The organism is Streptomyces sp. NPDC002671 (genome assembly GCF_053592475.1).
Map to the genome: position 1 here is coordinate 1 of NZ_JBSFVU010000085.1, position 11725 is coordinate 11725.

The 11725-nt window shown below is 67.3% G+C and carries 12 protein-coding genes, 1 tRNA gene and 3 pseudogenes; 5 read left to right on the forward strand and 11 right to left on the reverse strand.

Annotated features, from left to right (window positions below):
* Positions 1-891: pseudogene (locus tag ACWD35_RS43140) on the reverse strand (IS3 family transposase); the annotation flags it as partial.
* 43 nt (positions 892-934) lie between these two features.
* Here ACWD35_RS43140 and ACWD35_RS43145 point away from each other — a divergent pair.
* Positions 935-1792, forward strand: a complete 858-nt coding sequence (locus tag ACWD35_RS43145) for an MFS transporter (protein WP_451356807.1) — start codon at positions 935-937, stop codon at positions 1790-1792.
* Positions 1793-2204: 412 nt separating this feature from the next.
* Here ACWD35_RS43145 and ACWD35_RS43150 read toward each other — a convergent pair whose 3' ends face one another.
* The 4 genes from ACWD35_RS43150 to ACWD35_RS43165 form a co-directional block, all read right to left on the reverse strand.
* Entirely contained in the window at positions 2205-2507 is a 303-nt protein-coding gene (locus tag ACWD35_RS43150; protein WP_451356808.1) for a TetR-like C-terminal domain-containing protein, read from the reverse strand.
* Between the two features lie 186 nt (positions 2508-2693).
* Complete coding sequence (locus tag ACWD35_RS43155; protein WP_451356809.1) at positions 2694-3008, reverse strand: hypothetical protein; 315 nt, start codon at positions 3006-3008, stop codon at positions 2694-2696.
* A 2-nt stretch (positions 3009-3010) separates the two neighbouring features.
* Complete coding sequence (locus ACWD35_RS43160; protein WP_451356810.1) at positions 3011-3811, reverse strand: MFS transporter; 801 nt, start codon at positions 3809-3811, stop codon at positions 3011-3013.
* On the reverse strand, positions 3781-4020 hold the full coding sequence (locus ACWD35_RS43165; RefSeq protein ID WP_451356811.1) for a hypothetical protein: 240 nt from the start codon (positions 4018-4020) through the stop codon (positions 3781-3783). The genes ACWD35_RS43160 and ACWD35_RS43165 overlap by 31 nt, the downstream gene beginning before the upstream one ends.
* A gap of 128 nt (positions 4021-4148) precedes the next feature.
* Here ACWD35_RS43165 and ACWD35_RS43170 point away from each other — a divergent pair.
* Positions 4149-4340: pseudogene (locus ACWD35_RS43170) on the forward strand (helix-turn-helix domain-containing protein); the annotation flags it as partial.
* Positions 4341-4516: 176 nt separating this feature from the next.
* Here ACWD35_RS43170 and ACWD35_RS43175 read toward each other — a convergent pair.
* Positions 4517-4927, reverse strand: coding sequence for a hypothetical protein (locus ACWD35_RS43175; protein ID WP_451356812.1), 411 nt, complete (start codon positions 4925-4927; stop codon positions 4517-4519).
* A gap of 798 nt (positions 4928-5725) precedes the next feature.
* The gene (locus tag ACWD35_RS43180; RefSeq protein ID WP_451356813.1) at positions 5726-6130 is read right to left on the reverse strand and encodes a type II toxin-antitoxin system PemK/MazF family toxin; all 405 of its coding nucleotides are present in this window, start codon (positions 6128-6130) and stop codon (positions 5726-5728) included.
* Positions 6131-6296: 166 nt separating this feature from the next.
* On the opposite strand from ACWD35_RS43180, the pseudogene ACWD35_RS43185 reads away from it, so the two are divergent.
* Both ACWD35_RS43185 and ACWD35_RS43190 read left to right on the forward strand, forming a co-directional pair.
* A pseudogene (locus ACWD35_RS43185) lies at positions 6297-7531 on the forward strand (IS701 family transposase).
* Positions 7532-7659: 128 nt separating this feature from the next.
* Positions 7660-8064, forward strand: a complete 405-nt coding sequence (locus ACWD35_RS43190) for a hypothetical protein (protein WP_451356814.1) — start codon at positions 7660-7662, stop codon at positions 8062-8064.
* 494 nt (positions 8065-8558) lie between these two features.
* Here the strand turns inward: ACWD35_RS43190 and ACWD35_RS43195 are convergent, their stop codons facing one another.
* Positions 8559-8834 (reverse strand): hypothetical protein, encoded by a 276-nt coding sequence (locus ACWD35_RS43195; protein ID WP_451356815.1) that lies wholly within the window; start codon positions 8832-8834, stop codon positions 8559-8561.
* Positions 8835-8939: 105 nt separating this feature from the next.
* A tRNA-Trp gene (locus tag ACWD35_RS43200) sits at positions 8940-9012 on the reverse strand.
* A 269-nt stretch (positions 9013-9281) separates the two neighbouring features.
* Between ACWD35_RS43200 and ACWD35_RS43205 the strand changes: the two genes are divergently transcribed.
* Entirely contained in the window at positions 9282-9740 is a 459-nt protein-coding gene (locus ACWD35_RS43205; protein ID WP_451356818.1) for a hypothetical protein, read from the forward strand.
* A 39-nt stretch (positions 9741-9779) separates the two neighbouring features.
* On the opposite strand, the gene ACWD35_RS43210 is transcribed toward ACWD35_RS43205, so the two are convergent.
* Both ACWD35_RS43210 and ACWD35_RS43215 read right to left on the reverse strand, forming a co-directional pair.
* Positions 9780-10532: a transposase gene (locus ACWD35_RS43210; protein WP_451356816.1), complete on the reverse strand. Its 753-nt coding sequence runs from the start codon at positions 10530-10532 to the stop codon at positions 9780-9782.
* A partial coding sequence (locus tag ACWD35_RS43215; protein WP_451356817.1) for an HNH endonuclease occupies positions 10451-11725 on the reverse strand: 1275 nt, incomplete at its 5' end. The genes ACWD35_RS43215 and ACWD35_RS43210, both read right to left, overlap by 82 nt.

Here is an 11725-nt window from a genome sequence, read left to right on the forward strand (position 1 = left end):
ACCCGTTGTCGCTGTGGAATATCGCCCCGCGCAGGCCGCCGGGACCCCGGGCCGCGGCCGCGGCCCTGAGCGCGTCGGTGACGAGCTCGGTCCGCATGTGATCGGCGATCGACCAGCCCGCCAGCCGTTTGGAGCACAGGTCCAACACCGTTGCCAGATAAAGGAATTGGCCATTGCTCACCGGGAGGTAGGTTATGTCTCCCACGTAGCGTGTGTTCGGCTCGGTCGCCGTGAAGTCGCGCTGCAAGAGGTCCGGGACGGGCGCCGCCGAGGGCTCGGGGATGGTGGTGCGGACCTTCTTGCGCAGGTGGAATCCGATGATGCCGAACTTCCTCATGACGCGTGCTACCCGCTTCTGATTGACCCGCTCGCCGCCGTCCCGGAGCTCGGCGGTGATGCGCGGGGCCCCGTAGGTGCCGTCCGATTCCTGGTGGATCCCGGTGATCCGCTCGGCGAGCTCGGCATCGGCCCGGGCCCGGTCGGCCCGAGCATCCGCGCCGGCCAGGTGCCGGTAGAAGCCGGAGCGGGAGACCCCCAGCATCCGGCACAGCCGCTTCACGCCGAAGGCGCCACGGTTGTCGGCGACAAACTGGAAGCGGCTGCTCACCAGCCGGTCTCGGCCGCGAAATACTTTGCGGCCCTCCGCAGGATCTCCCGCTCGAGTTCGAGTTCCTTCACCCTCGCCCGTAGCTGCCGGTTCTCCTTCTCCATCGCGGTGGCCTCCACCGCCCCGGGACGGGCGGCCTGCTCGGCGTCCCGCACCCATGTGCGCAGCGTCTCGTGGTTGATGCCCACGTCCTTGGCCACCGACGCATACGTCCCACCCGGACTGGCGTGGTACAGCGCGACGGCATCGGCCTTGAACTCAGGCGAGTACTTCGACGTCCCCAACGGGAACTCCCGTCCTATGGATCTTCACAATCCAATGATCAGGGTGTCCACGATCAAGGGGCAACGCCCCTTCATCAACGTGCCCGTGGCCGTGGTCATCCTCGCGCTCACGCCGTTCATGATCACCGAGAGCAAGGTGCCGGACCGGATCGGGCTGGACGTGCCCGGCGCGATCACCGTGACCGGCGGCCTGCTGGCCGCCGTCTACGCAATCATCGAGAAGAGCATCGTCGCGGGTGTCGTGGGCGTCGTGCTGCTGGCCGCGTTCTGGGCGATCGAGCTGCACGCGGCCGCACCGCTCGCCCCCGTTCGCATCCTCAGGCGCCCGACCGTCAAATGGGGCAACTACGCCGGCCTCGTGGTGTTCAGCATGGAGACGGCGATGATCTTCATGATGACGCTGTACCTCCAGAAGATCCTCACCCTCGACCCACTCATCACCGGCCTAATCTTCGGCGTCCCGGGCCTGGCCGCGGTGCTCGCCGGCCCGATCGCCGGCCGCCTCATCGGCCGCTACGGCTACCGAACCGTGCTGCCGGCGGGCCTGGCCGTGCAGAGCCTCGCCACCGTTCCGCTGACCTTCATCGGCTCCGGCCGCCTGGTGCTGGCCGTCCTGATCCCGGTGCTGCTCATCAGCTTCTTCGGGCACGTGACGTCCATCGTGGCGTACACGGTTACCGGCACGTCCGGCCTTCCGAACGAGGAGCAGGGCCTGGCCACCGGCCTCACGACGATGACCCAGAACGTCGGCATCACCATCGGCATCCCGATCCTGAGCGCGATCGCCGCCACCCAGGCGTCGGAGCTGTCCGGCATCCACCTGGCGCTGACTGTGGAGGTGATCGTCGCACTCGCCAGCGTCGCCCTCATCTGGATCGGCCTCCGGCCACGCACCGAGTAGTGTGCGGACGTGGCGTGTTCACTCTCTCCGTGTCCGCCATCTGCGTGGAGGAAATGGCCGGGCCGGCCCCGCGCGGAGCACCTCAGACGGCCCTGCTCGTCCTGACCAACATCGAGGCCACCGCCGGCAAATGATCTACACCGCAGACTGCCGCCCATGACCAGCACGAGCACCCCGAAACGACGTCACACCGGACCCCTGACCAGCCACTTCAAGATGGTGCAGCTTCAATGAGCCTGTGACCGTCACGCCCCCGCCGGCCAGCGAGGTCATAGACTCGCAGAAGCTCAAGGGATGACACCTGGCTCGCTGCCGTAGTGAGGCCCCGGCCGGCACAACAGCGCGGTTCGGGGCCTCAGTTGCTGTATCGCCCTCTTGTCTCGGACACCTCGCATCGCTGCCCCAGCCCTGCTCAGCGCGGCATAAGCCCCCGGAGGAGACAGTCGACTCCGTCGGTCGCGTCCTCGGGGTCGAGGGCTGCGGTGCCGATCAGTAGACGGCAGTACACCGGGCCGAACAGGAGCTCGACCACGGTCCTGGCCGATACATCGGGCCAGAGCTCACCCGCAGCAACAGCCACGTCAAGTCGTTCCTGCCAGCGCTGCATGCGGGGCTCGAAGAACTTTCTCCCGGCTCCGCCGCCTTCGGAAGCGGCTTCTCCTCCCGCTTGGCCGCGGAACCGCAGGTACTGCTGGCGTTGTGCGATCTTCCACACCCTGACCGGCACACCACCGCGTCTCGCGCACCAGGCCCGCGTCTTGTCGTGCCGGGTGGCCAGGCCCCGCCATGCCCGGCCAGGTGATCGGCGCGATTGCCTGGAAGTTCCGCACCGGCTCGCCACGCGACTCGAAGAGGCGGGCGAGCGCGCAGCTGGCGCTGTCGGCGGACGCCTGGAGGCAGTTCACAAAGTTCGCCGTGCGCTGAGGTCGAGGTGCTGCTGCGGCGCGGGCGTGGGCGTGGGCGTCGGCCTGGACCTCACCAGCCACAGGCCGGTGCCCACCGCCGCGGCCAGGGTGACGGCTCCGACCACAGCGAAGGCGCTGTCGAGACCGGCTTCGAAGGAGGCGCCGCCGGACTGCCGGGCGCGGACCACGGCCCCGAGCACCGCCACACCGAGCACCGCGCCGATCTGCCGCGTGGTGCTGCTGATGCCCGAAGCGAGGCCGCTCTCATGCGGGTCGGCCGCCTGGATGGCGGCGCCGGTCAGAGGGGACATGGTCAGGGCGAAGCCGACGCCGACCGTGGCGAGCCGCCACCACACGCGCTCGCGTAACCGGTGTCGGCGTGCACCCCGCCCAGCGCGAGGAGCCCGAGCCCGGCCAGCGCCAGGCCGCTGGTGACGACGGACCGGTAGCCGTACGCGGCGGCCAGGCGGCGCGCGAAGGGGCTGACGACGACCATGGCGAGGGTAGCGGGCAGGGTCTGCAGTCCGGCCCGCAGGATCGAGCTGCCCTGGACGTTCACGAAGAACTGCGAGAAGAAGAACGACGAGCCCATGAGCGCGAACCCCACCACGATCATGGCGGAGTTGGAGACGGTGAACAGCCGTTGACGGAACAGGCCCGGCGGCAGCATCGGTGCGGGGTGCCGTCGCTCTACGGCGACGAACGCGGCGAGGAGGACGGCCGCCGCGGCGAAGCCACCGAGGATCACCGGTGAGGTCCAGCCGCGCGAGCCGCCTTCGATCAGGGCGTAGGCCAGGGTGCCGACTCCGAGGACGGACAGGATGGTGCCCGGGATGTCGAGGGCGCGGGCGTCCGGGTTGCGGGACTCCTTCAGGACGCGCCGGCCGGCCACCAGCAGAACCACGCCGATGGGCACATTGACCAGGAAGATCGCGGGCCAGCCGAACGCCTGCGCCAGGACGCCTCCGGCCACGGGCCCGGCGGCCAGGCCGATGCCGCTGAGCCCTGCCCACAACCCGATCGCCCTGACCCGTTCCTGCGGGGCGGGATGCGCGGCCACCAGGAGTGCGAGCGAAGCGGGGCTCAGGGCCGCGGCCCCGACCCCCTGCAGCACCCGCCCGGCCACCAGCCAGCCGACCGAGGGGGCGACGCTGCACAGACGGATGCGGCGGTGAACACCGCGACACCGCTCAGGTACACGCGCTTGCGGCCGAAGCGGTCGGCGAAGACTCCGCCGGACAGCAGCAGCATGGCGACCAGCAGGACGTAGGCGTCGACGATCCATTGCAGGCCGGTCAGTCCCGCGTCCAGGCGGTGCCGCATGTCGGGCAGTGCCGCGCCGACGATCGTGTTGTCGAGCAGCCTTTAAAGCAGCCAACAGCTGCATTAAGCAGGACCGTAGACCGACTGGGCATGCAAACGCAAGTGCAGGCTGCTTTAAGGTGAGAGGCATGGACGAGCAACAGCGCACCCGGCGGCCCGGCGGACGCAGCACCCGTATCGGCGCGGCGGTACATCAGGCCGTCACCGACCTGGTGGGCGAACGCGGGTACGGCGGATTCACCGTCAGCGAGGTCGCGGCCCGCGCGGGAGTCGCCGACACCACCGTCTACCGCCGCTGGGGCAGCCTCACCACCACGCTGGACCCCAACCCGGATCCGTGGTCCGCCATAGCCATGATCTGGACCAAAGGCCGACGGGATGGATGACCGTATTGACCGCGGTCGTCACTGGTCTGTGGGAGGTGCCCATCGGCATGGCGCCGTCGCGCCCACGGCGAGACTGCCGCCCAACGTGGGAAGCGCGCTACGACCAGAGGTCAGGAAACCCAGGTCGACCAGACGGTGTTGCCGGACTCGGTCTCGTAGGCGTGGGACTCGAAGGAGGCTCCGGGGCAGTAATACTGGCGGTGGTCGGAGGGCTCCTGACCGGGCCACGCGTGAATGCCGCCGCTGCCGTCGTTGCTGCTGACGATGTGCCAGTAGCCTCCGCAGTTGGACCACAGCTCGTCGTAGAAGCGCACGTCGGTGGTCGCGCTGCGGCCATCCAGATACTGGTCCGTGTAGCCCGTCCCGCCGCTTTGAGTCAGGCACTCGGTGATGACCCACTTATACGCAGCGGTGCTGGTGGGACACCCGTCGGCGTGGGCGGACGTCGCCCCGAAGCCGATCGTGAGAGCTCCGACGACTAAGGCCGCAGAGGAGCCGATCGCTGCAAGGCGCCTGACCATGACATTCCCCCTTCAGCATCCGCACCGAACTGGCGCGGGCTTGGACCAGAAAGGGTCGCACAGGCGCTTCGTCGACGGAAGGGATTCGTCAAGTGAGAAGCCCGGCATCTAAGTCGCGTCACGGGCCAATGCTGTCCCGATTCCCGATAGGTCGGAGACCGCCGGGGAAGCCGATTGGCCATGGCGGCGGCCGGAATGTGATCATTCATTTGGGTGGATGGATGTGCTGCGGGGTGTCGTGCGCACGTGGCCGGGGAAGTTGGGGACGTCCCATATCCGTTCCAGGGGCGGAACCCAAGAGTATTGGTCAAGAGGGAAATCCACTGCTCGGCCTCCGACAGATTCACCACCCCGGGAACGATCGCGACCGCCAGGTACACCAGCACACCCGCACGGTCCCGTCAGCCGGCCACCGCGTTGGACGACGGGACCTTCCCCAGCACTTGCGTGGGCCCCGTGCGGTCCGCGCACTGGCTAAAAAGCACCGCCCCGACATGCCGGATGAGCCTCTTCCCGTCAGCCACCACCGACAGCCGACGGTCCCACACTGTACGCTCAACCACCGGTAAGGAGCGCTGCCTTCTGTAGCGGATATGACGTAGGCACTCACATCCTTACAGGTCAACGGCACCTTCCTACTATCGAGGCGTGAGATCATCCAAATCCGCTGAATATCCAGTTAGTACTCCAGCCGTAGATCGTGATCTCGATGGTGAGGGGCGCCGAGGAGACAGGTGGCCCGTTCGATCATCTGGACGAGACCGGCCACGCCGTCGCGGGCGCCGGTTCCTTCTCCGTCTACCCGAGTTCACCGAGACGGAGGGCGTCCCTAATCTTGCTGAGCTTCGCGGTCGTCGCCGGGGTCCGCTCCTTCGCCTGTTCAGCGAGTCGGAGGGCATCCTCAATCTCGCTGAGCTTCGCGAAGGACAGGACGCCCGCCTGCTCGATCAGGTCGTCCCGGGACACGGTGGTCAGCCACGTGCACGGGGTAAAGCCCGGACGCGGGAACGCGACCCGCAGCACGCCTTCGAGGGGCAGTCCTTCCATGGCGCCCACTGTCACTTCGATGCCCAGATCGCTGATGTCGACGCCCGCCGGAGCGACGATCTGCATCACCCGGATCCCGGACGCGTCGTCTCCCGACAGCAGTACGACCAGTCGCCGCTCGTCGAACTCGACCCACCAGACTTCGCCACGCTGCACAAGTCCTCCTGACACAGGACGGCAGACGGACGCTGCGCGACCCCGAAGCGCTGTGGAGACGGGTGCGGCCACCGTTGATCATCGGTGTGTGAAGACTGAAGATCATGCGGTGGCCACAGGTCACAGCGTAGACCCTGCCCGCTGGCACGAGGCGTTCGAGGGCCTGATGAGCCGGGTAGCGGGACGGTTCAGGCGCATCGAACCCCGGCGCCGGGCACGGCAGCTGGTACAAGGCCTGCTGTCTGACCTGCCGCGCAAGAACTGCTGGACCATCGCCGAGTGGACCGGGGACAGGACCCCGGACGGCATGCAGTACCTGCTGGGCAGGGCCAAGTGGGACGCCGACGCTGTCCGTGACGACGTGCGCGGCTACGTGGCGGAGCACCTGCACGACGACCAGGCGGTGCTGGTCATCGACGAGACCGGCGACGTGAAGAAGGGCACCGGCACGATCGCGTCCAGCGCCAGTACACCGGCACCGCCGGCCGGATCGAAAACTCCCAAGTCGCCGTCTACCTGGTCTACGCGAGCCGGCGCGGCCACGCCGCGGTGGACCGGGAGCTCTACGTTCCGCGTTCCTGGACCTCCGATCCCGATCGCTGCCGCGCCGCGGGCCTTGCCGGGAAGACCGCCTTCGCCACCAAGCCGGAACTGGCCGCGCGCATGGTCGCCCGGTTCCTGGACGCCCGCCACCAGGCCGCATGGGTTGCCGGCGACGAAGTCTACGGAGGCAATCCGAAGCTGCGGACCGCGCTGGAGGAACGCCGGACCGGCTACGTCCTGGCAGTGGCCTGCTCGCACGAAGCCACCACCGGGGCCGGGAAGTCCCGTGCGGACACACTGGCCGGGAAGGTGCCCAAGCGAGGCTGGCAGAAGCTGTCAGCCGGGGCCGGAGCCAAGGGCCACCGCTTCTACGACTGGGCCGTCATCGACCTCGCCGACCCCGCCCCCGGCAGTCGCCAGCTGCTGATCCGCCGCAACCGCAGCACCGGCGAACTCGCCTACTACCGCTGCTACTCACCCGCACCGGTGCCGCTGACCACCCTGGTGCGAGTCGCCGGATCACGATGGCGGGTGGAGGAATTCTTCCAAGCCGGCAAAGGCCTGGCCGGGCTCGATGAACACCAGGTCCGGCGCTACGCGTCCTGGTCGCGCTGGGTCACCCTGGCCATGCTCGCGCATGCCTTCCTCGCCGTCGTCCGCGCGGACGAACACGCCCGCCACTCCGCACCAGACGACCTCATACCGCTCACCTGCAACGAGATCCAGCGCCTGTTCATCAGCCTGGTCGTCCGCCCCGTCCACGACGCCGTCCACCGGCTCGGCTGGTCCCACTGGCGACGCCGCCACCAGGCCCGATCCCAGGCCAGCCACTACCGGCGGCAAGCCGCCCAGACATGAAGATCACGAACTACGGCTGGAGTATTAGATGGCCAGAATTAATCTCCCCCATGCCCCGCCGGCCGCTAGGCTCAGCAGTAGTCGGGGGGCAACAAGGGTCTCCCTTCATGTCCGCACAAGGGGGGGCCGTGAAGTGGAAGTTGGGGCAGCGCGTTGCGCGTGCTGCCGCGGTCAGTGCGATGACGGCAAGCGGCCTGATGCTGGCGAACGCCGCTCCCGCTCACGCAGCGTCGACCTGCTGCTACACAGTACAACTGCAAACTGCCAATCACGTGGGGCTCTACTGGGCTCCGTATGCAACCTCATGGTTCAAGGACAATCATCCCGACATGTCCCCCGGTGACAGCATAGGCGTGGACTGCTGGACCACTGGCTCGGATATCAACAACCTGGGTGACGTCTGGTACCACGTCAAATACGAGTGGGGCTCGATCGGCAACCAATCGTGGCAGGACTACGTGTACGGCTATTACGTCGACTACAACAACCTCTGGCGCAAGGAGAACCCGTCGGGGTATTTCCCCCACTGCTAGTAGGGTCGGGGACTGGCGCGGTGGCTTCCGCTCCGTTTCCAGCCCCCGCCGCTTCAAACCGTACGTACGGTTCTCCCGCATACGGCTTTCCGACATCGTTCACCGACTGGCATGCGCCGTCTCCCTGCGTACGGTTCCGGTAAGGCGATAGACCCGGAGCCGGGTGATCCACCCGTAAGTGAAACGGGTGGTCCAGTTCCGACCCCGCAGGCGCGCTCCCGGGCGGCCGAGGATCGCAACCAGAGCCCACTGTCAAAGAACTCAGGCGGATCGTGGAGGCTCACCCCGGCGAGAACCCGGTCCACCTCTCCGTTCGCGGAGTACAAAAGACAATCGTCTACCGACTGCAGACCACCGTGAACGCCACCACGATCGCCTCCGACATCAAAGGATCATTCGGACCCGACGCATGGCACGGCGCCGCGTGAACGATCCAAACGCCAAATGCCGGGACATCCGGCGCGTGCGGCCTGGATGTCCCGCGGTGGGCTCGGTCAGCCGATTCCGGTGACCTGCAGGGCCGTGGTCCAGTTGGTCTTGATGGCGCTGCGGGCGGCGGACAGGGTGACGGTGCCGGCGCAGACGGCGTTCTTCAGCTTCGTCTCCACTCCGTCCTTGGAGTGCGCGGTCTGGGAGCCGGAGCAGGGCTCGGGCCACAGGTTGCCGGAATCGCGGGGCGCGCCGCCGAGTTCGAGGGGGACGAGGTGCTGCCCGGGGTTGTCATCTGCTGCCGCTGACGACGCCGACGGCCGGCTCCGCAGCCGATTCACACTGATTTCGCCGCACTATCCGGTGTAGTTCGCCCATGACGGTGACGTCGCTGACGACCGGGATCCCGCACCTCAGGGAAGTGGCTACGGTCGGCGCCATGGAGGCAGGGGTGGCAGGAGTCGAACCTGCGGCATCCGGTTTTGGAGACCGGCGCTCTGGCCTCTGAGCTACACCCCTTCGATGGGAGTCAGCTTGGCACGCCCGGCACTCGAGCTCCACGGGATTTCGACGGGGCAGTCTCGTGGTGCCGTGCCTGCGGGAGGGGGCTTCGACCTCGCCGACCGCGGCATGAGTGCCAATGATTGCTCGCCGCCACCGTCCTACGCGGCGTGTGATTGGCTGTTGTCCTTCCGGGCTTGAGGGCTGCGTTTCCGCTGTTCAGGCATAGGGTCGGCGGTCTCGGGGAGTGGTGAGGTGTCGTGTCGTCGCTCTGGTCGAGGTCGGGGATGCCGTCGGTCGTGGGGCTGCTGGAAGAGCGCGAGCTGACCGCTCGCCGTCGTGTGGACGCGCTGCGGGAGGAGGCGGACCGTATCCAGGCCGAGCTGGTCGTGGCCGAGCGAGAGTGGAACGAGTGGGTCATCGCCCGTTCACGCGTTGCCGAGGTGCTGTCCCCGGGCGAAGGCGACGTCGCCGACCCGGACGCCGCCGAGGAGCCGTCGTATCGCGGTGAACTGCCGGTGCCGCCTGCATCTTCGGAGGCGGCGAAACCGAAATCGGTGGTGCCGATGTGGCGTGCGGGCCTGGCCTGGTCGGTACTGTCGGCGGAATACCAACGCATCGTGCAGGCTCTCGCGGACCGCAACCGTCTCGGTCAAGGTCCGCTGACGTGCCAGGAGATGGCTGGCTGCTTCGGTCTGGACCCGGCGCCCGCGAAGAAGGCGTTGCGGTCGAAGGCGAAGCGCTGACAGCGCGCGGGTGGCTGGCTGAGTCGGTGCCGGGCCGGTTCACGCTCGCGAAGGCCGTGGCCGGGCCAGGCGGCGGGTCATGAGCAGGGGCATCGACCAGTAGACCATCGCCTCCGCGCTGCCGGTGGATCGGTCGAAGTCGCGCACGAGGCGGCGGCTTCGCATCAGGTGGGCAAAGAATCGCTCCACACTCCACCGCTTGGGCAGCACGACGAAGCCGCGCATGTCGTCACTGCGCCTGACGATCGCCAGGACCAGGGCGAGGGCGGCGAGACAGTACTCGACGAGGCAGCCGGTGTAGCCGACGTCGGCCCAGACCAGGGCCAGCAGGTGGTGCGCGGCGGCGACCTGGGCGAACAGGACGTGGGCGGCGGCGCGGTCGCCGATGTCCGCCGAGGTGACCAGCACCGCCAGCAGCAGGCCGAGGGTGTCGACCACGACGTGCCGTTTCCGCCCGTTGATCAGCTTGCTGCCGTCGAAGCCCCGGCTGTCGGCGCCAACGACGGCGTCCGCCTTGACCAACTGGGAGTCGATCACGCCCGCACTCGGCTCCGGGTCCCGCCCGGCCTGCTCGCGGACCTTGTGGCGGAGCCGGTCGTGGAACTCGCGGACCAGACCGTGGTCGCGCCAGCGGCGGAGTGAAGTAGGCCGCCGACGAGGTGCCCGTGGCCCGGGTCCTTTTCCGACGGCCCCTTCCCGAACGGTGCGGGCTAGTTTCCCAGCACACCGCTCTCCAGTGATCTTTTCCGGGTGGATGAGGTCGCTCGTCCCGCGTGGATGTCCTCGTGGCAAGGTCGGCAGACGACCAAGGTCTTACGTCGTCTCATTGCCATCAACTTCACCCACACGGGGCGCTCGGCTCGGCCCTGCTGCTTGACATCGGCGAGTTTCCGGATGTGATGGACCTCAATCCGGCTCGTTGATCCGCATATCTCGCAGCAGTCCGCGAGGAGCCGCTTTACCAACTCGGTGGTGCTGATGTGGTTGGGTTTCAACGGCTCTCGGTCGGCCATTACCGCTGTGCGCTGCCGTTTGAGCGGGATGCCGCCGAAGCGGGCAACTAGCGCCTTCTTCTCGCCTCCGCGCTCGACGATGACTTCAAAGCATTTTCGAGGGCCGTCCGGGGTGTCGATGGTCGCCTTGTACTTGCGGGCCATCTTCGTGACGGTCGATCTGTGCTTCGACGCCAGCGTCTTGTGCATGGACGTCTCCATCACCCATTGCAGGCGGTTCAGGCGGGCGACGTCCTGGGCGAGAAGGTAGTACTGCACGAGTCCCCGGTACTCGGCTTGGTATGTCGCCACGATTGAAAAATCGCTGTCGTGGAGAAGCACACCACGGAGTTTCGGTTTCCCGCCGCCCATGCAGGAGACACAACGCTGCCGGATTACCTCGCGTGGCACGAAAAGCCCGATGGCACCGTTGACGGAGCGTCGTGGTCCCGTGAGCTTCGTGTCGCATCGCTGGGCTTTCACCTCGTAGCCGAGGAAGCGCGCCGCCTGGCTGGTGGCGTGTGTGACCAGGGTCTTGGATTCGGAGAGTTCCAGCCGGAGTTCGTCCAGAAGGAATGCTGTGATCCGCGCCTTGATCTCCTCGGCTTCGTGCTTGGGCCCAGCGAAACCGAGCAGCCAGTCGTCGGCATACCGGACGTACCGTAGGCGCCGAAAGCCTGGATCGTAAGGGTCTTTGCTCGGCAGGCTCCGCATTTGGAGCCGGAGTTGCCGTACTGCGGCGCGATCTCCGCGCCGCTTTGCCCAGTACATCCGGCTGTCGAGCCGATGGTACTCGGGATGATGCCGTCGTTTTCTGCCGCGGTTGTATTCCGGCAGCAGCTTCTGCTCAATGAACTGATCGAGCCTGTCGAGATAGATGTTGGAGAGGACGGGAGATGCCACGCCTCCAACGCAATGGGCAACTTCACCTTCGAAGTGACGCTGCGCTACCGGAGGTTGGAGAAGTTGCCTCGCGGCGAGAGTAGGCAACGT

Coding starts and splice junctions, on each gene's coding strand:
- ACWD35_RS43155 (WP_451356809.1), bottom strand. CDS start 3,008: ATGTCCCCTCTGACCGGCGCCGCCATCCAGGCGGCCGACCCGCATGAG.
- ACWD35_RS43175 (WP_451356812.1), bottom strand. CDS start 4,927: ATGGTCAGGCGCCTTGCAGCGATCGGCTCCTCTGCGGCCTTAGTCGTC.
- ACWD35_RS43165 (WP_451356811.1), bottom strand. CDS start 4,020: ATGCGGCACCGCCTGGACGCGGGACTGACCGGCCTGCAATGGATCGTC.
- ACWD35_RS43205 (WP_451356818.1), top strand. CDS start 9,282: ATGCCGTCGGTCGTGGGGCTGCTGGAAGAGCGCGAGCTGACCGCTCGC.